Here is a 19,329-nt window from a genome sequence, read left to right on the forward strand (position 1 = left end):
AGAAGAAAGGCGCATCCGAGGATGCGCCTTCTCGTAGCTGGCGAAGCGGTCGAAAGCCGGATATCTAAGCTTTCGGAGGAGACGCCTCTCGAGAGGCTTGCCCCCTTTGCGCTTCGCTGTCGAACCAGGCCATGGCCTGACTCGACGAGGCGTAAGCCCGAAAGAAGCGACTTAGTTGACGGCTTCTTTCAGTGCTTTACCAGCTTTGAAGCCTGGCTTCTTGGCAGCAGGGATTTCCAGAGTCTTACCGGTTTGCGGGTTACGGCCGGTACGCGCAGGACGGTCGGTCACGGAGAACGTGCCGAAGCCTACCAGTACAACCGAGTCACCTGCCTTCAGGGCGCCGGTGACGGAGTCGATTACTGCATCCAGCGCACGGCCAGCTACAGCTTTCGGGATGTCAGCAGATGCAGCGATAGCGTCAATCAGTTCCGACTTGTTCACTCTAAGTCCCCTTATATCTCTATTGAGTTTGTTTCTAAGTATGTAATCAAAGCAAAACGATGCTGGGTGGCCAGTTGGCATTTAAGTGCCGCCCTATAACAAAGGCTCTAACTGCCGCCAACCAAGCCCCCCAACCAAATACGTATTAATGCGTGCTGATTCTTTCCTTGGAATCACCGTCGCGCTTTTCATCCTTTGCGACAATCTCGGGAGCCACATCTGGCAAGGGCTCCGGGGCGTATTGCAGCGCAATTTGGAGGACTTCGTCAATCCATTTCACGGGTTTAATCTGCAGATCCCGCTTAATATTCTCAGGAATTTCTTTCAGATCCCGCACATTCTCTTCCGGAATGATCACCGTCTTGATTCCGCCACGGTGTGCGGCCAGTAGTTTTTCCTTCAAACCACCAATCGCCAATACCTGACCACGCAGGGTAATTTCACCGGTCATTGCCACATCGGCACGCACCGGAATCTGGGTCAGTGCCGACACTAGCGCGGTGCACATACCAATACCCGCACTTGGACCGTCCTTCGGCGTGGCCCCTTCCGGCATGTGGATATGGGTGTCACGCTTCTCGTGGAAGTCAGCGGGAATACCCAAGCTCCGTGCCCGGCTACGGACGACGGTCTGCGCCGCGGTGATCGACTCAACCATGACATCGCCCAACGAACCGGTCTTGATCAACTGGCCCTTGCCTGGCACCACAGCCGCTTCGATGGTCAGCAATTCGCCACCCACCTGGGTCCAGGCCAGCCCAGTAACCTGGCCAACCTGATCCTGCTGCTCAGCCAGACCATAACGGAACTTGCGAACGCCGAGGAAATGCTCGAGCTGATCGCCACTCACCTTGACGGCCACCTGCTTGTGCCCGGTGTGTTCCTTGACCACCTTGCGACAAACCTTGGCAATCTGACGCTCAAGGCCACGCACACCGGCTTCACGGGTGTAGTAGCGAATGATGTCGCGAATCGCCGTGGTGTCGATATCCAGTTCGCCTTTCTTCAAGCCGTTGGCCTTGATCTGCTTCGGCACCAGGTACTTGACAGCGATGTTGATCTTTTCGTCCTCGGTGTACCCCGGCAAACGGATGACTTCCATACGGTCCAGCAGGGCTGGTGGAATGTTCATCGAGTTCGAGGTGCAGAGGAACATCACGTCCGACAGGTCGTAATCGACCTCAAGGTAGTGATCGTTGAAGTTGTGGTTCTGCTCTGGATCCAGCACTTCCAGCAGCGCCGACGCCGGGTCGCCACGCATGTCGCTGCCCATCTTGTCGATTTCATCGAGCAGGAACAGTGGGTTGCGTACACCAACCTTGGTCATTTTCTGGATCAGGCGACCCGGCATCGAGCCGATGTAGGTACGCCGGTGGCCACGAATCTCGGCCTCGTCACGCACGCCGCCCAGCGCCATGCGCACGAACTTGCGATTGGTCGCAGCCGCGATCGACTCCGCCAGGGACGTTTTACCGACACCGGGCGGGCCCACCAGGCACAACACCGGACCACGGATCTTTTTGACCCGCTTCTGTACGGCGAGGTACTCAAGGATGCGCTCCTTGACCTCTTCCAGGCCATAGTGGTCGGCATCGAGGATTTCTTCGGCCTTGGCCAGGTCCAGGCGGACCTTGCTCTGAGCTTTCCACGGTACCTGAACCAGCCAGTCCAGATAGGAACGCACCACGGTCGCCTCAGCAGACATCGGCGACATCTGCTTGAGCTTGTTCAGCTCGGCTTGCGCCTTGGCGTAGGCATCCTTGGGCAGGCCTGCCTCGTCGATGCGCTTTTTCAGCTCTTCGACTTCGTTGTGACCTTCTTCGCTATCGCCCAGCTCTTTCTGAATGGCCTTCATCTGCTCATTCAGGTAGTACTCGCGCTGGCTGCGCTCCATTTGTTTCTTGACCCGGCCACGGATGCGCTTCTCGACCTGCAACAGGTCGATTTCGGCATCCAGCAAGGCCAGGACATGCTCAACCCGGGCACCCAGGTCGATGATTTCGAGGATTTCCTGTTTCTGCTCGATTTTCAGCGCCATGTGCGCGGCCATGGTGTCGACCAGACGACCCGGCTCATCGATGCTGTTCAGCGACGACAGGACTTCAGCCGGGACTTTCTTGCCCAGCTGGACATATTGTTCGAACTGCGAAAGCAGCGTGCGCACGAACACTTCGGATTCGCGGTCAGCGGCTTCCGACTCGTCGATCAGTGCGACTTCGGCACGGATGTGCCCGTCAACTTCGTTGAAACGCTCGACAGCACCACGCTGCTCACCCTCGACCAGCACCTTGACGGTGCCATCAGGCAGTTTCAGCAGCTGCAGAACGGTAGCGATGGTGCCCACACGATACAGGGCGTCTTCGCCTGGATCATCGTCGGCTGGATTCTTCTGGGCCAGCAGGAGGATCTGCTTCTCGCCCGTCATCGCGGCCTCGAGGGCCTCGATGGACTTCTCGCGCCCCACAAACAGCGGGATAACCATGTGCGGATAGACGACGACATCACGCAATGGCAAAAGAGGCAAGTCGAGGGTTGTCTTCATGATTTCGCCTCTACAGCGGCCTTGTGGCCGTAAAACCGATGGAATTTGAGCTTGAACCTAATGTGGGGGCAGCCCCGGAAAAAAACAAGCTCTACGACAGGAAAAGCAAAGGGGCCCGAAGGCCCCTTGCTGATTCGAGCCGGTGAAGGGCTCAGGCATCAGGTGCAGCTTTGGCTTGCGGCTCGCTGTTCTCATAGATCAACAGCGGCTGCGAAGAACCATCGATGACACTCTCGTCGATCACCACCTTGCTGACATCCTTCTGCGAAGGAATCTCGTACATGGTGTCGAGCAGGATGCCTTCGAGAATGGAACGCAGGCCACGTGCGCCGGTCTTGCGCTCCAGTGCCTTGCGAGCAACGGAACGCAGCGCGTCGTTGCGGAACTCCAGGTCCACGCCTTCCATCTCGAACAACTTGGCGTACTGCTTGGTCAGGGCGTTCTTCGGCTCGGTCAGGATCTGCATCAAAGCAGCCTCATCCAGCTCGTCGAGGGTTGCCAAAACGGGCAAACGACCGACGAACTCAGGGATCAGGCCAAACTTGACCAAATCGTCCGGCTCGACTTCACGCAGCGACTCGCCAACCTTCTTGCCTTCCTGCTTGCTGCGTACTTCGGCAGTGAAGCCGATGCCGCCGCGGGTGGAACGGCTCTGGATCACTTTTTCCAGGCCAGAGAACGCACCGCCACAGATAAACAGGATGTTGCGCGTATCGACCTGCAGGAACTCCTGCTGCGGGTGCTTGCGGCCACCTTGCGGCGGAACGGAAGCGACCGTGCCTTCGATCAGCTTGAGCAGCGCTTGCTGCACGCCCTCACCCGACACATCGCGGGTAATCGACGGGTTGTCCGACTTACGCGAAATCTTGTCGATTTCGTCGATGTAGACAATACCCATCTGGGCTTTTTCGACGTCGTAGTCGCACTTTTGCAACAGCTTCTGAATGATGTTCTCGACATCCTCACCGACATAGCCCGCTTCAGTCAGCGTGGTGGCATCGGCGATGGTGAACGGCACATTCAGCAGGCGCGCCAAGGTTTCAGCGAGCAGCGTCTTGCCCGAACCAGTCGGGCCGATCAGCAGGATGTTGCTCTTGCCAAGTTCGACGTCGTCGTTTTTCTTGTCGCGTTGGTTCAGGCGCTTGTAGTGGTTGTACACCGCTACGGCCAAGACCTTTTTCGCGCGCTCCTGACCAATGACGTACTGGTCCAGGATGGCGCTGATTTCTTTCGGCGAAGGCAATTTATGCGCACTGCTCTCGGCCTGGGCTTCCTGCACCTCCTCACGGATGATGTCGTTGCACAGGTCGACGCACTCGTCGCAGATAAATACCGAGGGGCCGGCAATCAACTTGCGCACTTCATGCTGGCTTTTGCCGCAGAAGGAGCAATAGAGCAATTTGCCGTTGTCCTCGCCGTTACGGGTGTCAGTCATTCGATCGATCCAATCCGGTAGGCTTGCAACACAAGATGAAGGCAATTGCGGGCTTTTTCAAGTCCGCAGGTGGCTGGGCGGGCCCAGCACCTGCTTTTGAGTCGATCAAGCAGTCATTTGACGCTTGTCGAACACCGAGTCGATCAGGCCGTACTCGGCAGCGCGTTGAGCGCTCATGAAGTTGTCACGGTTGGTGTCACGCTCGATGGTTTCGATCGACTGACCGGTGTGGAACGCCAGCAGTTCGTTCAGACGCGAACGGATCGAAAGAATTTCCTTGGCATGGATGTCGATGTCCGACGCCTGACCCTGGAAACCACCCAGCGGCTGGTGAATCATCATCCGCGAGTTCGGCAGGCAATGACGCTTGCCCTTGGCACCACCGGCCAACAGGAACGCACCCATGCTGCAGGCCTGGCCGATGCAGATGGTGGAGACGTCTGGCTTGATGAACTGCATGGTGTCGTAGATCGACATGCCCGCAGTCACCGAACCACCCGGCGAGTTGATATAGAGATGGATATCCTTGTCCGGGTTTTCCGCTTCAAGGAACAGCATCTGCGCCGCTACCAAGTTAGCCATGTAGTCCTCTACCGGGCCAACCAGGAAGATGATCCGCTCCTTCAAGAGGCGCGAATAAATATCGTAGGCACGTTCGCCACGAGCGGATTGCTCGATAACCATCGGGACCAGGCCGCCTGCGGCCTGGATGTCAGAGCTCTGCTGATAATAAGAATTGCGGGACATGTCCTGCACTCACTCCCAAATAGTCATGTCTTGAATACGCATAAGCCAGCACGAAGGCTGGCTTATGGTGTTTTCCTACGAGAGAAGGAAATCAGTCGGCAGTTGGTGCTTGCGCCGGCTTGACAGCTTCTTCGTAAGAGACCGATTTATCGGTCACAGTCGCTTTCTGCAGAACAGTATCCACAACTTGTTCTTCCAGCACAACCGAACGGACTTCGTTCAGTTGCTGGTCGTTCTTGTAGTACCACGCCACGACTTGCTCAGGCTCCTGGTAGGCCGAAGCCATTTCCTGGATCAGCTCACGTACGCGGTCTTCGTCCGGCTTCAGCTCGTTCTGCTTGACCACTTCGGCGACGATCAGGCCCAGCACGACGCGACGCTTGGCTTGCTCTTCGAACAGCTCAGCAGGCAGTTGCTCTGGCTTGATGTTGCCACCGAACTGTTGAACGGCTTGAACGCGCAGGCGGTTCACTTCGTTTTCCAGCAGGGCCTTTGGTACTTCGATCGGGTTGGCAGCCAGCAGGCCGTCCATTACCTGATTCTTGACCTTGGTCTTGATCGCCTGACGCAGCTCACGCTCCATGTTCTTGCGAACTTCGGCGCGGAAACCATCGACACCGGCTTCCTTGATACCGAACTGGGCGAAGAACTCTTCGGTCAGCTCAGGCAGCTTGGGCTCGGAAACGCTGTTAACAGTAACGGTGAACTCGGCAGCCTTGTTGGCCAGATCCAGGTTCTGGTAGTTCTCAGGGAAGGTCAGGTTCAGAACGCGCTCTTCACCGGCCTTGGCACCGACCAGACCTTCTTCGAAGCCTGGGATCATGCGACCGGAACCCAGCACCAGCTGAGTGCCCTTGGCCGAACCGCCGGCGAAGGCTTCGCCATCGATCTTGCCAACGAAATCAATGTTCAGTTGGTCTTCGTTCTGAGCAGCACGCTCTGCCACTTCGTAACGGACGTTCTGCTTGCGCAGTACTTCCAGCATGTTGTCCAGGTCGGCGTCAGCCACTTCGGCGCTCAGGCGCTCAACGGCGATCGACTCGAAACCGGCAACGGCGAACTCAGGGAATACTTCGAAGGTGGCAATGTATTCCAGGTCCTTGCCCTTTTCGAACACTTTTGGCTCGACGGCAGGGGCGCCGGCAGGGTTCAGCTTCTGCTCAACCACAGCTTCATAGAACGTGGCCTGGATCAGGTCGCCCAGGGCTTCCTGACGGGCTGCGTCTTCGTAACGCTGACGAATCACGCTCATAGGCACTTTGCCAGGACGGAAGCCTGGGACCTTGGCGCGACGGGCAGTCTGTTGCAGACGCTTGTTGACTTCGGTCTCGATGCGCTCGGCCGGAACGCCGATGGTCATGCGGCGCTCGAGAGCGGAAGTATTTTCAACAGAAACTTGCATGGATATTCCTCGTTGCACAGACGTTAGCCGGCGATACCCGACTCCAGAATCAAGGGCAAGCATTCTAGTAGCTCAAACACCAGAAGTCACCCCGTTCAAGACGACGGGAAACCACACCGGTCCTTTTATATGAAGGGGTACCGGCCAAAATGGCCAGACACCCGCAAACCAAGGCGCGCCGGGCACTACGAGACGGTGCTCGATTGTGCCCACACCCTTGGCAAATCTTTTCAAAACACTACACGACGCTCATCACGGCGCGGCTTCATCGAGCTCATTGAGCCCGCAGTACTCTTCCCAGCTCATGCCCAATGCCTCGGCCACTTCACGATGCACTTCCAGGCGCATGGCCTGCAATTCCTCGGGAGATGCTGCAATCAGCTGCAGCGCCAGCTCCCAAGGCTGGAGCCCCTGCGTCTCGGCTTCATCTTCGAACGCCCACTGGATCTGTTGCGCCTGATCATGCTCGCTAAGCTGGGCAATTTCAGCCAGCAACTGCGGATTGGCCTCGGCGAAACGCTCCAGGGCAACCGCCTGGCGGAACTCTTTTGCGATCATATAGTTCTTCCTTCTGCAGCCGACAGCTCGACCACTACCTCAACCGGCTGAAATCTATCAGCTTTCAGGCCATTGTCACCACCCGTGCGCACGCTGAACACCTTGACGCCACGGGTCTTTGCGACGCCGACGATCAGATAGTGCTCATCTGATCCAGATCAAACCCGGCCAGGCCTTTTGCGATTCAATTGAAACCTGAGCATCAAGACAGCCCCTCGCACACCAACCCCAGTGCTTGGCTCGCCCTCCATATTCCGGGCAAATCACCGCGCAAACAAAGACAACAACTGTCGAAAATCACTGTAAAGGAGATATGAAAATGGCTAACTCCGTAAAAAAAATGCCGGTCCAGCAAGAAGAAAAACCCGGCCAGCACTTGGCCACCTCAGATATGTGGCGCCCCTTCGAAAAACTCCGTCAGCAGGTTGATCACCTGTTCGAGGATTTCAACCGAGGCTCGCTTTCCACCCCATTCGGCCGAGGCCTGTTTGACGCCGAACCCTTCTGGCGCAGGGAACTGATCAGCCGCAATGTACCCGCCGTGGACATTTCCGATAAAGAAAAAAGCTACGAAATCACGGCCGAACTTCCCGGCATGGATGAAAAAAACATCGAGGTCAAACTGTCCAATGGCAGCCTGATCATCAAAGGCGAAAAGAAAGAAGACAAGGAAGAGAAAAGAAAGGGCTACTACCTCTCCGAGCGCCACTATGGCTCGTTTGAACGGGTATTCAACCTGCCCAAAGAGGTCGACGCCGACAAAATCGAAGCCAGCTTCAGTAAAGGCATATTGACCATATCGCTACCGAAAAAGCCTGAAGCCATCAAGCCAGAAAAGGTCGTACCCATTAAAAGCAGCTGATGCTGCACCCTTGCCCCTTGTCGCGCCCACGGCAAGGGGCGTCTGGAAAAATGCCACAGACCCTAACAGGGCAACCACCTTGATTCTTGATGCGTCACCGACCGCTGCACCTCAGTACGCATCGGAGAGCAGCAATGGACAAATACCAGCACAGCCAGAAAGACAAGCTGTTCAAAACAGACAAAACAGATCCATACCTGGAAGCGCACCGACCTGGTGGCTCAGCGCAATGTCCGGAATGTGGCGCCAAATACCATGCAGGTGAGTGGTCATGGCATGCTGACGCATCCCACGTTTCAGTCGAAAATTTTGTCTGCCCGGCCTGCAGGCGTATCGCCGATCGCGCAGTAGCGGGCCAGGTGCGGCTGGCAGGAGCATTTCTGCAAAAGCACCGCGAAGAACTTGTTCATCTTGTCCGCAATACAGAAGCAAGGGAAAAGGCCGAGCACGCCTTGGAACGACTGATTGATGTAACAGAGGATGGCGATGAGGTTCTGGTTACCACGACCGGCCTGCACCTGGCCAATCGCATCGGCCACGACCTGGAAGCTGCTTATGACGGAGACACCAGTTATCGCTACAGCGACAGCGAGTTCTACCTCAGCGTGGACTGGCGTCGAGACTGATTCGGCACAGATCAAACTCAGAGGTAAAAAACAGCAGTCAGAAACGACAAAGGGCAGCCACATGGGCTGCCCTTTTCGCCTGTTCATTCCCAAAGTGTTCACAAAACGTTCCCATTTGAAGGGAAATCTTGAAAAACGCCTTTAAAAACAAACGCTTAGATGGTGCGGACGAAGAGACTCGAACTCTTACAGCTTGCGCCGCTGGAACCTAAATCCAGTGTGTCTACCAATTTCACCACGTCCGCGTAAAGCGTTTAAAGCAAAGGCGCCGGACTATTCATCGGGCGCCTTTTAGAATATGGGGTGGACGATGGGGATCGAACCCACGACAACAGGAGTCACAATCCTGTGCTCTACCAACTGAGCTACGCCCACCATATTACGTTACTGCTTCACTTGTGCCAAAGCTGCCTTAATGGCGCACCCGGCAGGACTCGAACCTGCGACCATCCGCTTAGAAGGCGGATGCTCTATCCAGCTGAGCTACGGGCGCATATTTAATCTGCTTTCGTTTAAGATTACAAACTAACTTTTCAGTCCCGCCAAACGAGCTTAAAATCTGCTCATTCTGCCTGACCTTGCTAACCAGTGCTAGGCTCTGCCCGACAAGTGCGACGAATGTTATAGACGAGTGGCAGGGTCGTCAACTCTTTTTTGAAAAAAATTCATTTTATTTAAGGGCTTAGAGCATTTGCCAGACCAAGCGCCTTTGCCCTAGGGCTGTGTCATGCGAGAATGCGCGCTCATTTTATTCCCTCTCGATGGTTAATCACGCGTCATGACTGCACAACTTATCGACGGCAAGGCGATCGCCGCCAACCTGCGCCAGCAGATCGCCCAACGTGTCGCGGAGCGCCGCCAGCAAGGCCTGCGCACTCCTGGCCTGGCAGTGATCCTGGTCGGCAACGACCCCGCCTCTCAAGTCTATGTTTCGCACAAGCGCAAGGATTGCGAAGAGGTCGGCTTTATCTCCCAGGCCTTTGACCTGCCCAGCGATACCACGCAGCAAGCCCTGACCGATCTGATCGATCGCCTTAATAACGACGCGAACATCGATGGCATCCTGTTGCAGTTGCCGCTTCCGGCACACCTGGATGCATCGCTGCTGCTTGAGCGCATCCGCCCAGACAAAGACGTCGACGGCTTCCATCCTTATAACGTCGGTCGCCTGGCTCAGCGCATTCCCCTGCTGCGCCCTTGCACGCCGAAAGGCATCATGACCCTGCTGCAGAGCACCGGTCAGGACCTGTACGGCATGAATGCCGTGGTGGTGGGGGCTTCGAACATCGTTGGCCGCCCAATGGCCATGGAGCTGCTGCTGGCAGGCTGCACCGTGACCGTCACCCACCGTTTCACCAAGGACCTGGCAGGCCACGTCGGCCGTGCCGACCTGGTCGTGGTTGCCGCCGGCAAGCCAGGCCTGGTCAAGGGTGAGTGGATCAAGGAAGGCGCGATCGTCATCGACGTCGGCATCAATCGCCAGGAAGATGGCAAGCTGGTCGGCGATGTGGTTTATGAAACCGCCCTGCCACGCGCAGGCTGGATCACGCCGGTTCCAGGTGGTGTAGGCCCGATGACCCGTGCCTGCCTGCTGGAGAACACCTTGTATGCGGCAGAAACGCTGCACAAATAAGGCATCAGGCAACTGAAAGAACGGCACCTGCGAAGGTGCCGTTTTTGTTGGCGCCCGAAAAACCTGATCGCCCTTCAAACCCGCTCGCCCCCATCATCACAGCCGATTCCGCTGCATCACGACCGCATTCAGCTTTCCCGGCTGAGCGCCACACCGGCTTCAGCCGGGATTTACACGGCATCCCACGGACAATAGGCACATAGCCACCCTGGATGCGTGCCTCAATGCAAACCACCAATACCGTCTTGATGATCCGCCCGGCGCGGTTCGCCTTCAACCCGGACACGGCCTTCAACAACCGCTTTCAGCAACCCTTTCTCGCCCCCGAACAGGCACAGCAGAAAGCGCTGGAAGAGTTCGATGGCTACGTCGACACCCTGCGCCAGCACGGCGTAGACGTACTGGTGGTGCAGGACACCCCTGCCCCTCACACCCCGGACTCGATCTTCCCCAACAACTGGTGGAGCAGCCACGCGGACGGCAGCCTGGTGCTGTATCCGATGGAGGGCCAGAACCGTCGCCTGGAGCGCAACAAAGGCGTACTGCGCGTTCTGGAAGAGCGCTTTGCAATTAACACCACCATCGACCTGAGCCCGCTGGAGCAGCACAGCATGTTCCTCGAAGGCACCGGCAGCATGGTGCTGGACCGCGAGCACCGGATCAGCTACGCCTGCCACTCCGGGCGAACCCACACCGAAGCGCTGCGCCAGTTCGCCGAACAACTTGATTACCGCCTATGCGTGTTCCATGCCGTCGACCGGCACCACGCGCCGATCTACCACAGCAACGTGATGATGAGCGTTGGCACTGAGCTCTCGGTGGTGTGCCTGCAAGCCCTGCCCGATGCGAGCGAGCGGCAGGCACTGGAGCGCTCCCTGCGCGACACCGGCAAAGACATCCTGGCACTGGACTTCGACCAGCTTGAAGGCTTCGCCGGCAACATGCTCGAAGTCCACGACAAGCAGGGCCAGCCGCTGCTGGTGATGTCGCGTAGCGCCTGGGCTTCGCTGAAGCCCGACCAACGCGAACAGGTCGAACAGCACAGCCGCCCGGTGGTGGTGAACATCGACAACATCGAACGCATTGGCGGTGGCAGCGCCCGCTGCATGCTCGCCGAAGTCCACCTGCCCGTGCGCAACTAAACTGATTATAAGAAGGAGAACAGCATGACCCGTTATCTGGATGTCACCGACCTGAGCCACCTGGTCACTCGTAAAGGTTTGAGCACCTGCCTGCGCGAGATGGCCGAGTACATCCGCCAGGACTATCTGCGCTGGCACGACTTTGAAAAGTGCGCGCGCCTGGCCAACCATTCGCCCGATGGTGTCATCGAATTGATGCCGGTATCCGATGCGAACCTGTATGCCTTCAAGTACGTCAATGGCCACCCCAAGAACACCCAGCGCGGCATGCTCACCGTCATGGCGTTTGGCGCGCTTGGCGATGTCGATACGGGCGCCCCGGTACTGCTGAGCGAGATGACCCTGACGACCGCCCTGCGAACCGCCGCAACCTCGGCCCTGGCCGCACGCTACCTGGCGCGCCCGGGCAGCCGCAGCATGGCGCTGATCGGCAACGGCTCGCAGAGTGAATTTCAAGCCTTGGCATTCCATGCCCTGCTGGGCATCGAAGAGATCCGTCTGTACGACCTCGATCCGCAGGCGACCGCCAAGCTGATCGCCAACCTCAGCACCTTCCCGGCACTGAAACTGATTCAGGCCAGCTCTGTGGCCGACGCCGTTCGCGGCGCCGATATCATCACCACAGTCACCGCCGACAAGGCCTACGCCACCATCCTCACCCCGGAGATGATCGAGCCAGGCATGCACCTCAACGCTGTCGGTGGCGACTGCCCAGGCAAGACTGAGCTGCACCGCAACATCGTCGAAAACGCCCGAGTGATTGTTGAGTACGAGCCACAAAGCCGTATCGAAGGCGAGATCCAGCAGATGCCGGCCGACTCACCGACCACCGAGTTCTGGCAAGTCGTGAACGGCCAGGCAGCAGGCCGCGAAAATGACACCCAGGTGACCCTGTTCGACTCCGTCGGATTTGCCCTAGAGGACTATTCGGCCCTGCGCTATGTACTGGACGAGGCCACGGCACTCGGGATAGGCCGCCAGATCGAGCTGGTGCCCGAACTCAGCAACCCGAAAGACCTCTTCGCCCTGCTGCGCAACCCTGCCGAAACCCTGGCAAAAAAACGCGCCTGAATCCGCCAAACCTGCTGCGCCCAGGCGCGGCAGGTCGGAAACGGCTGTGCAAAAGCCAAAACAGGCAACACCACAGCCGAATCGGCTGCACGGCAACCGTTAACAGCAAATTACGGTCGCCACGGCCGGCTGAAACGACACAAAAAAAAACCGCTCATCGCGCATTCTGAGGCCAGACCGAAGAGTCACTTCAAGACCCAAACAGCCTCACGATTTTTTACTGCCCTAAATCAATTACAAAACCAAGGGATACCCTCATGACTTCGTTTCGAAAGCCCCTTAGCGTGTTGCTCCTTGCGCTGTGCGCAAGCGCGGTTCAGGCTCAAGAATGGAAAGAAATCCGTTTTGGTGTCTACCCTGAGTACCCGCCGTTTGAATCGGTAGCAGCCGACGGCAGCCTGCAAGGCTTCGACATTGAGCTGGGCAATGCCATTTGCGCCAAGCTGCAGGTCAAGTGCACCTGGGTCAACAACGAGTTCGATGGCATGATTCCGGCACTGCGTGCGCGCAAGTTCGACGCGATCATGTCCTCCATGGCCGTGACCCCGGCACGGCAGAAGCAGATCGACTTCACTGACCGCCTGTTCCTCAGCCCGACATCCGTGATCACCCGCAAAGGTGCTGATTTCGGCGACACACCGGAATCGCTCAAGGGCAAGCAGGTCGGCGTGCTGCAAGGCTCTCTGCAAGAGGCCTACGCCCGCGCCAAGCTGGCGCCGCTGGGCGCACAGGTCAAGGCCTACCAGGCCCAGGACCAGAACTATGCCGACCTGATGAACGGCCGACTCGACGCCACCCTGACCGACAAGCTGGAAGCCCAACTGAACTTCCTGGCCAAACCCGAAGGTGCCGACTTCAAGACCGGCCCAGCCATCAAGGACCCCACCTTGCCGCTGGACATCGCCATGGGCTTGCGCAAGAACGATAGCGAACTGAAGGCCTTGCTGAACAAAGGCATCGCTGAGGTCCTTGCCGATGGGACCTTCGCCGAAATCCAGAAAAAGTACGTCGGCGACCTGGATATCTACAACGAGTAAATCTGTCTGCGGCCAGCCATCCTGCTGGCCGCAGCGGTCTCCACTCCAGCTTCTGACGAGACTCTCCCGTGAATGACCTCCTCCACTCAATCGGCCTGCAGGCCCTGAGCCTGCAGGGCTTTGGCCCGCTGTTGGCGCAAGGGACCTGGATGACCCTGAAACTGGCGTTGCTGTCGCTGGCATTAAGCCTGAGCCTGGGCCTGATCGGCGCCTGCGCCAAGTGCTCACCGCTACGCCTGCTGCGCGCTCCGGCCACGCTTTACACCACGCTGATACGCAGCGTGCCGGACCTGGTACTGATCCTGCTGATCTTCTACACCCTGCAATTGTGGCTCAACGATTTCACCGAAATGCTGGGCTGGAACTACGTCGAGATCGACCCGTTCATGGCCGGTGTGATCACCCTGGGTTTCATCTACGGTGCCTACTTCACCGAGAACTTTCGCGGTGCCATTCTCAGCGTACCGGCAGGCCAGCTTGAGGCTGCTACCGCCTACGGCCTGAGCCGCGCCCAGCGTTTTCGCCTGGTACTGTTCCCACAACTGATGCGCTTCGCCCTGCCAGGGCTGGGCAACAACTGGCTGGTACTGCTCAAGTCCACGGCACTGGTCTCGATCATCGGCCTGGCCGACCTGGTCAAAGCCGCGCAGAACGCCGGCAAGACCACCAATAACACCCTGTATTTCCTGATCCTCGCCGCACTGGTCTACCTGGTGATCACAACCCTTTCAAACCGGCTATTTAAACGCCTGGAACGGCGCTACAACACGGGCATCAAGGGGCTGGCATCATGATCGAACTGCTTGAGCAATATGGCCTGGCCTACCTCTACAGTGATGGCGCCGGTTTTTCCGGGCTGGCGATGACCCTGTGGTTGTTTATCGTGACGACCGTCCTGGGTTTCCTGCTGTCGCTACCCTTGGCCCTGGCCAGGGTTTCACGCCAGCGCTGGCTGCGCTGGCCAGTGGAGTTCTACACCTACGTCTTTCGCGGCACACCGCTCTACATCCAACTGCTGATTTGCTACACCGGCCTGTACGGGCTGGAAGTCGTTCGCGACAACGCCTTGCTCGACGCGTTCTTCCGCAACGCGCTGAACTGCACCCTGCTGGCCTTCGTCCTCAATACCTGCGCCTACACCGTGGAGATCTTCGCCGGGGCGATTCGCAATATCCCCCACGGCGAAATTGAAGCGGCCCAGGCCTATGGTCTGTATGGCTGGCGCCTGAACCTGTTCGTGATTCTGCCAGCCGCCCTGCGCCGTGCGCTGCCGGCCTACAGCAACGAACTGATCCTGATGCTGCACGCCACCTCCCTGGCCTTCACCGCAACCATCGCCGACATCCTCAAGGTCGCGCGCGACGCCAATGCCGCAACCTTCCTGACCTTCCAGGCCTTCGGTGTCGCGGCCCTGCTGTACATGCTGCTGTCCTTCGTGCTGGTCGGGCTGTTCCGCCTTGCCGAACGCCGCTGGATGCGTTTTCTTGTTCCTGTCCGAGGCTAAACCATGACCCTTTCTGCACACGCCTTGTCGTCCCATCGCGAGCCACTGCTTGAGCCACTTACGACAGCACGTCAGGCCAACGTCGCCCAGACAGCGGCGGTCAAACTGACCGTCGAAGACCTGCACAAACACTACGGCGATCATCAGGTACTCAAAGGCGTCTCGCTGCAAGCGCGCAAAGGCGATGTCATCAGCCTGATTGGTGCCAGCGGCTCGGGCAAAAGTACAATGCTGCGCTGCATCAACTTCCTTGAACAACCCGACGCGGGCGCGATTACCCTCGATGGCCAAACCATCGAGATGCGCCAGGGTCGCGCAGGCGTGCGCGCACCGCACCCTGCCCAATTGCAGAACCTGCGTACGCGTCTGGCCATGGTGTTCCAGCACTTCAACCTGTGGAGCCACATGACTGTGCTGGAGAACATTTGCCTGGCCCCTCGCCGTGTGCTTGGTGTCAGCGCACAGGACGCCGAAGCCCGCGCTCGCGCCTACCTGGACAAGGTTGGGCTGCCATCGCGCGCAGCCGATCAGTACCCGGCGTTTCTCTCTGGCGGGCAACAACAACGGGTTGCCATCGCCCGCGCACTGGCCATGGAGCCGGAAATCATCCTCTTCGATGAACCCACCTCGGCGCTCGACCCAGAGCTGGTGGGCGAGGTGCTCAAAGTCATACAGACGCTGGCCGAGGAAGGTCGTACCATGCTCATGGTCACCCACGAAATGGGCTTTGCCCGGAAGGTGTCCAGCCAGGTGTTGTTCCTGCATCAGGGCCGGGTCGAGGAACAAGGCAGCGCCGCGATACTCGACCACCCGCAGAGCGAGCGCCTGCAGCAATTTCTATCCAACCGTTTGAAGTGAAGCAGACCCGCATGGAAAACAAGGCCAACAGCCCCCACTGCGCGCCCCCTCTGGACCGGATCGATGAAGCCATCATTGATGTACTGCGCCATAACGGGCGGATCACCTATGAGAAGCTTTCATCACTGGTGCATCTGACGCCTCGCCCGTGCCTTGAGCGGGTGCGCAAGCTGGAAAGGCGCGGCGTGATTCGAGGCTACGGCGCGATCATCGACGTGCAGATGGTTTCACCGGGGCTGTCGCTGCTGGTGCTGGTTGCCCTCTCCAACCAGAGCGGGCGCGCAGCGCAACGCGCGTTTGAGGCCTGCGTTCGGGCTTGCCCACAGGTTTTTGAGTGCCAACTGATCAGCGGCCACTTCGATTACAGCCTGCGCATGCGCTGCCGGGACATGGAGCACTACCGGGTGCTGACCGAGACCTGGATGAACAACGACGAACTGCACATCGACAAATTGGTCGCGCACCCAGAGCTGGCCGTGGTGAAAAACACCGCAACCCAACTCTAGGCACCCGTGATGCAGGCGATGCCATCGGCGCCTGCATCGTCAACACCGCTGACGCCTATACCGTCAGCGGTGCCCGTGCAGCCCACTCCGCGGGCTGCGCATAACCCTCGACCCACAGCGTCACATCGGCAGCGGGCATTGGCCGGGCAATGCAGTAGCCTTGCGCCATGTCGCAGCCCAAGTCCATCAGCAACTGGCCATGTTCAACCGTTTCCAGGCCTTCGGCGATCACCTGACGGCCGAACGCCCGCGCCAGGCTAATCACGGCGCGGGTCAAGGCCAGGTCATCCTGGTCGTGGAGGATGTCACGAACAAACGACTTATCGATCTTGATTGTCTGGGTTGGCAGCCGCTTGAGGTAACTCAGCGATGAGTAACCTGTGCCGAAATCATCAAGGGAGAATTGCACGCCCAGCTCCTGACAGGCATCCAGACATTGGCTGACCCGCTGAATGTTCTCGATGGCCACCGATTCGACGATTTCCAGATCCAACATGCTTGGCGCCACCGCTGCGTGGCGGGCCAGCAGTCGTTTCAACCGCTCGACAAAGTCCGAACGCTGGAAATGCCGGGCCGCAATGTTCACGCTCACCGACCAACAGAAACCCTGCAGTTGCCATTGATGCATTTGCGCCATGGCCTGATCGATCACCCATTCACCGATATCGACGATCAGGTCAGTCTGCTCTACCAACGGTAAAAACTCCACCGGCGGCACCAGCCCCTTGACCGGATGCTGCCAGCGCAACAACGCCTCAAAGCCAATCACCGCACCGGTGCGCATATTGACCTTAGGCTGGTAGTACAGGCGCAACTCACCCTTGGCCAACGCCTGGCGCAAGCGCTCAACGGTCTGGTGGGTGGCCTTGACCTCCTTGTCCAGCGAGACGTCAAACACATGGTAGCGGTTACGGCCACTTTGTTTGGCCACATACATGGCCTGGTCGGCATGGCGCAGCAAGGTGTCGGCATCGTCATTGTCGAGCGGAAACAGCGTCACCCCGATGCTCGCGCTGACGCTCAAGTCCTGACCGTTGATGGCGTAAGGCGATGCAACGGCGGCGAGTACCCGCTGCAGGGCAATGTGCAGACGATAGTGGTCGTGAACGTCACGCAGAATCAGCACGAACTCATCGCCTGACAACCGCGCCACGGCATCACCGCCGCGCAGGATGCCCTTGAGACGGGCGGCCACCTCGACCAGCAACAAATCGCCACTGGCGTGACCATAGCCGTCGTTCACCGCCTTGAAACCATCCAGGTCAAGCATGCACACCGCCAGTTGGGTGCCCTCTTGCCGGGAAAAATCCAGAGCTTGCGTCAACAGGTCAGACAGGTAGGCCCGGTTGGGTAGGCCGGTCAGCACATCGTGGCTGACCCGCCATTGCAAGGTGCGCAGCAACTGGCGCTTCTCGCTGACATCGAAACGAATCGAGACATACTTGCGTACCTTCCCGCTCAATGGGTCCATCAATGGCACCATCGTACTGTCGACCCAGTACAACGAGCCGTCCTTGGCGCGGTTGCAGATCTCGCCTTTCCAGACCTTGCCCATCACCAGGGACCGCCACATCTCCTGGAAAAACTCCGGATCATGCAGGCCCGAATTGAGGATGCGGTGATTGGCCCCAAGCAGCTCTTCGCGGCTGTAACCGGAAATGCTGCAAAACTGTTGGTTTACGTAGGTAATCCGACCCGTCAAATCGGTTTCGGAAAAAATCGCGGCCGCATCGACGGCCGCGCGGTAGTTATCGTCCATGACGTCCTCTACACCCTGCCGGCTATCGATTGAATCGCTCGACCAGAGCGCGCAGGCTCGAAGAAATGCGCTCCAATTCACCGCCCCGTGTCGCCGCGGCATTGGCATTCTGCGCGGTTTTCTGCACCGTGCTGGCCACCGTATTGATCTGCCGCGAGACATCTTCGGCGACATTTGACTGTTCCTGAGAAGCAGCAGCCATCTGATGGCTCATGTCACTGATACGCTCTACGGCTTCGCGGATACCTTGCAAGGCACGCTGTGCTTCCAGCACCTGCGCAACCCCCTGCTCTGCTTCCTGAATACCCAGGTTGGCGATGCTCACGGCCTCCTCCGCACCCGTACGAAGGCTTTCAATGACGCCCTGAATTTGCAGGGTCGACTGACGGGTCTTGCCGGCCAATGCCCGCACTTCGTCAGCCACCACCGCAAAGCCGCGCCCTTGTTCGCCGGCGCGAGCGGCCTCAATGGCAGCGTTGAGCGCCAACAGGTTGGTCTGTTCGGCAATCGAGCGGATCACGCTCGCAGCCATCATGATGTCCTGGGTCTGCCCGGCCAGGTTTCCGACTGCCTGGTTGATCTGGGTGACCGTACTGGCCAGCAACTGGATCGCTTCGCGGGTAGTACCGGCCACCTGACTGCCCTGATCGGCCAGGAGGTTGGCGGTTTGCGCTTCGCCTGCCGTTTGCTGCACATGCTGGGCGACCTCAGCGATGGACGCGGCCATCTCAGTCATCGCCGCTGCCGTCATGTCGGTTTCGGCACGCTGTTCGAGCAACGCCGACTCCGTGCTGCTGGACAACCGACTGGAATCGGTCGCTGCCTCAGCCATCTGCCTGGCCAGATCGCTCAAGCGTGTGAGGGCTGTTTTCAACCGCGCCTCTTCACTGATCAGGATCATCTGCAGTTGAGCACTCGGCCCCACGGCATCGGTGTAGGTCATAGCAACGATCGGGTCAGCAAAGGTATTGGGCGTAGACTGCACGATCTGTTTAAGCTCGCGCCCAAGGCGGCTGTGGCCATAAAGACCAACCAGCCCGAAAAGCCCAAGCGTGGCGCCCTGGCCAAGCAGACCGGGAGCGGCCTGGTTTAGCACAATGGAAACCCCGGCAGCCAGCACCGGCAACGCCAGTACCTTGCCGATCACCGCAGCGCGGCGCAGCACTGGCACGGCGGGCTTGCCTTCACGCAAACGCGCATACA

The 19,329-nt window shown here is 58.5% G+C and carries 18 protein-coding genes and 3 tRNA genes; 10 read left to right on the forward strand and 11 right to left on the reverse strand.

Annotated features, from left to right (window positions below; all coding sequences use genetic code 11):
• Nucleotides 1-171 precede the first annotated feature (171 nt).
• The 6 genes from ACZ9H3_RS07655 to ACZ9H3_RS07680 all read right to left on the reverse strand — a co-directional run bounded on the left by ACZ9H3_RS07655 (nt 172) and on the right by ACZ9H3_RS07680 (nt 7,128).
• Nucleotides 172-444: an HU family DNA-binding protein gene (locus ACZ9H3_RS07655; RefSeq protein ID WP_065761180.1), complete on the reverse strand. Its 273-nt coding sequence runs from the start codon at nt 442-444 to the stop codon at nt 172-174.
• Between the two features lie 145 nt (nt 445-589).
• Entirely contained in the window at nt 590-2,986 is a 2,397-nt protein-coding gene (lon, locus tag ACZ9H3_RS07660) for an endopeptidase La (RefSeq protein WP_065761179.1), read from the reverse strand.
• Between the two features lie 151 nt (nt 2,987-3,137).
• Nucleotides 3,138-4,421: an ATP-dependent Clp protease ATP-binding subunit ClpX gene (clpX, locus tag ACZ9H3_RS07665; RefSeq protein ID WP_065761178.1), complete on the reverse strand. Its 1,284-nt coding sequence runs from the start codon at nt 4,419-4,421 to the stop codon at nt 3,138-3,140.
• 105 nt (nt 4,422-4,526) lie between these two features.
• Nucleotides 4,527-5,168, reverse strand: a complete 642-nt coding sequence (gene clpP, locus ACZ9H3_RS07670) for an ATP-dependent Clp endopeptidase proteolytic subunit ClpP (RefSeq protein ID WP_065761177.1) — start codon at nt 5,166-5,168, stop codon at nt 4,527-4,529.
• 91 nt (nt 5,169-5,259) lie between these two features.
• Complete coding sequence (gene tig, locus ACZ9H3_RS07675) at nt 5,260-6,570, reverse strand: trigger factor (protein ID WP_476220245.1); 1,311 nt, start codon at nt 6,568-6,570, stop codon at nt 5,260-5,262.
• A 252-nt stretch (nt 6,571-6,822) separates the two neighbouring features.
• Entirely contained in the window at nt 6,823-7,128 is a 306-nt protein-coding gene (locus tag ACZ9H3_RS07680) for a DUF6388 family protein (protein ID WP_065761175.1), read from the reverse strand.
• Nucleotides 7,129-7,447: 319 nt separating this feature from the next.
• On the opposite strand from ACZ9H3_RS07680, the gene ACZ9H3_RS07685 reads away from it, so the two are divergent.
• Both ACZ9H3_RS07685 and ACZ9H3_RS07690 read left to right on the forward strand, forming a co-directional pair.
• A complete protein-coding gene (locus tag ACZ9H3_RS07685) occupies nt 7,448-7,990 on the forward strand; it encodes an Hsp20/alpha crystallin family protein (protein WP_065760262.1) in 543 nt (180 codons plus the stop codon).
• A gap of 134 nt (nt 7,991-8,124) precedes the next feature.
• Entirely contained in the window at nt 8,125-8,616 is a 492-nt protein-coding gene (locus ACZ9H3_RS07690) for a BCAM0308 family protein (RefSeq protein ID WP_476220246.1), read from the forward strand.
• Between the two features lie 160 nt (nt 8,617-8,776).
• Here ACZ9H3_RS07690 and ACZ9H3_RS07695 read toward each other — a convergent pair.
• The 3 genes from ACZ9H3_RS07695 to ACZ9H3_RS07705 all read right to left on the reverse strand — a co-directional run bounded on the left by ACZ9H3_RS07695 (nt 8,777) and on the right by ACZ9H3_RS07705 (nt 9,109).
• Nucleotides 8,777-8,861, reverse strand: a tRNA-Leu gene (locus ACZ9H3_RS07695).
• Between the two features lie 54 nt (nt 8,862-8,915).
• Nucleotides 8,916-8,991, reverse strand: a tRNA-His gene (locus ACZ9H3_RS07700).
• Nucleotides 8,992-9,032: 41 nt separating this feature from the next.
• Nucleotides 9,033-9,109, reverse strand: a tRNA-Arg gene (locus ACZ9H3_RS07705).
• A 285-nt stretch (nt 9,110-9,394) separates the two neighbouring features.
• On the opposite strand from ACZ9H3_RS07705, the gene folD reads away from it, so the two are divergent.
• The 8 genes from folD to ACZ9H3_RS07745 all read left to right on the forward strand — a co-directional run bounded on the left by folD (nt 9,395) and on the right by ACZ9H3_RS07745 (nt 16,367).
• Nucleotides 9,395-10,249, forward strand: a complete 855-nt coding sequence (gene folD, locus ACZ9H3_RS07710) for a bifunctional methylenetetrahydrofolate dehydrogenase/methenyltetrahydrofolate cyclohydrolase FolD (protein WP_065761832.1) — start codon at nt 9,395-9,397, stop codon at nt 10,247-10,249.
• A 224-nt stretch (nt 10,250-10,473) separates the two neighbouring features.
• Nucleotides 10,474-11,391: a citrulline utilization hydrolase CtlX gene (gene ctlX, locus ACZ9H3_RS07715; RefSeq protein ID WP_476220247.1), complete on the forward strand. Its 918-nt coding sequence runs from the start codon at nt 10,474-10,476 to the stop codon at nt 11,389-11,391.
• Nucleotides 11,392-11,415: 24 nt separating this feature from the next.
• On the forward strand, nt 11,416-12,462 hold the full coding sequence (locus ACZ9H3_RS07720) for an ornithine cyclodeaminase (protein ID WP_330522889.1): 1,047 nt from the start codon (nt 11,416-11,418) through the stop codon (nt 12,460-12,462).
• A 257-nt stretch (nt 12,463-12,719) separates the two neighbouring features.
• On the forward strand, nt 12,720-13,499 hold the full coding sequence (locus ACZ9H3_RS07725; protein ID WP_065761829.1) for an ABC transporter substrate-binding protein: 780 nt from the start codon (nt 12,720-12,722) through the stop codon (nt 13,497-13,499).
• 68 nt (nt 13,500-13,567) lie between these two features.
• A complete protein-coding gene (locus tag ACZ9H3_RS07730; protein ID WP_065760107.1) occupies nt 13,568-14,293 on the forward strand; it encodes an ABC transporter permease in 726 nt (241 codons plus the stop codon).
• A complete protein-coding gene (locus tag ACZ9H3_RS07735; protein WP_102051758.1) occupies nt 14,290-15,003 on the forward strand; it encodes an ABC transporter permease in 714 nt (237 codons plus the stop codon). Before ACZ9H3_RS07730 ends, ACZ9H3_RS07735 begins: the two co-directional genes overlap by 4 nt.
• 3 nt (nt 15,004-15,006) lie before the next feature.
• Entirely contained in the window at nt 15,007-15,861 is an 855-nt protein-coding gene (locus ACZ9H3_RS07740; protein ID WP_330522891.1) for an ABC transporter ATP-binding protein, read from the forward strand.
• A gap of 11 nt (nt 15,862-15,872) precedes the next feature.
• Nucleotides 15,873-16,367 carry an Lrp/AsnC family transcriptional regulator gene (locus ACZ9H3_RS07745; protein ID WP_065760110.1) on the forward strand — a complete coding sequence of 165 codons (495 nt, stop codon included), beginning with the start codon at nt 15,873-15,875 and terminating at the stop codon, nt 16,365-16,367.
• Nucleotides 16,368-16,422: 55 nt separating this feature from the next.
• Here the strand turns inward: ACZ9H3_RS07745 and ACZ9H3_RS07750 are convergent, their stop codons facing one another.
• Both ACZ9H3_RS07750 and ACZ9H3_RS07755 read right to left on the reverse strand, forming a co-directional pair.
• Entirely contained in the window at nt 16,423-18,126 is a 1,704-nt protein-coding gene (locus tag ACZ9H3_RS07750; protein WP_476220249.1) for a putative bifunctional diguanylate cyclase/phosphodiesterase, read from the reverse strand.
• Nucleotides 18,127-18,148: 22 nt separating this feature from the next.
• Nucleotides 18,149-19,273 (reverse strand): methyl-accepting chemotaxis protein, encoded by a 1,125-nt coding sequence (locus tag ACZ9H3_RS07755; protein ID WP_476222728.1) that lies wholly within the window; start codon nt 19,271-19,273, stop codon nt 18,149-18,151.
• Nucleotides 19,274-19,329: the final 56 nt, after the last annotated feature.

The sequence above is a fragment of the Pseudomonas sp. TE3910 genome (assembly GCF_056279025.1).

What these genes read in the sequence shown, in the direction of transcription:
- lon (WP_065761179.1), bottom strand. Translation starts at nt 2,986, where the DNA reads ATGAAGACAACCCTCGACTTGCCTCTTTTGCCATTGCGTGATGTCGTC.
- clpX (WP_065761178.1), bottom strand. Translation starts at nt 4,421, where the DNA reads ATGACTGACACCCGTAACGGCGAGGACAACGGCAAATTGCTCTATTGC.
- clpP (WP_065761177.1), bottom strand. Translation starts at nt 5,168, where the DNA reads ATGTCCCGCAATTCTTATTATCAGCAGAGCTCTGACATCCAGGCCGCA.
- tig (WP_476220245.1), bottom strand. Translation starts at nt 6,570, where the DNA reads ATGCAAGTTTCTGTTGAAAATACTTCCGCTCTCGAGCGCCGCATGACC.
- ACZ9H3_RS07680 (WP_065761175.1), bottom strand. Translation starts at nt 7,128, where the DNA reads ATGATCGCAAAAGAGTTCCGCCAGGCGGTTGCCCTGGAGCGTTTCGCC.
- ACZ9H3_RS07685 (WP_065760262.1), top strand. Translation starts at nt 7,448, where the DNA reads ATGGCTAACTCCGTAAAAAAAATGCCGGTCCAGCAAGAAGAAAAACCC.
- ACZ9H3_RS07690 (WP_476220246.1), top strand. Translation starts at nt 8,125, where the DNA reads ATGGACAAATACCAGCACAGCCAGAAAGACAAGCTGTTCAAAACAGAC.
- folD (WP_065761832.1), top strand. Translation starts at nt 9,395, where the DNA reads ATGACTGCACAACTTATCGACGGCAAGGCGATCGCCGCCAACCTGCGC.
- ctlX (WP_476220247.1), top strand. Translation starts at nt 10,474, where the DNA reads ATGCAAACCACCAATACCGTCTTGATGATCCGCCCGGCGCGGTTCGCC.
- ACZ9H3_RS07720 (WP_330522889.1), top strand. Translation starts at nt 11,416, where the DNA reads ATGACCCGTTATCTGGATGTCACCGACCTGAGCCACCTGGTCACTCGT.
- ACZ9H3_RS07725 (WP_065761829.1), top strand. Translation starts at nt 12,720, where the DNA reads ATGACTTCGTTTCGAAAGCCCCTTAGCGTGTTGCTCCTTGCGCTGTGC.
- ACZ9H3_RS07735 (WP_102051758.1), top strand. Translation starts at nt 14,290, where the DNA reads ATGATCGAACTGCTTGAGCAATATGGCCTGGCCTACCTCTACAGTGAT.
- ACZ9H3_RS07740 (WP_330522891.1), top strand. Translation starts at nt 15,007, where the DNA reads ATGACCCTTTCTGCACACGCCTTGTCGTCCCATCGCGAGCCACTGCTT.
- ACZ9H3_RS07745 (WP_065760110.1), top strand. Translation starts at nt 15,873, where the DNA reads ATGGAAAACAAGGCCAACAGCCCCCACTGCGCGCCCCCTCTGGACCGG.
- ACZ9H3_RS07750 (WP_476220249.1), bottom strand. Translation starts at nt 18,126, where the DNA reads ATGGACGATAACTACCGCGCGGCCGTCGATGCGGCCGCGATTTTTTCC.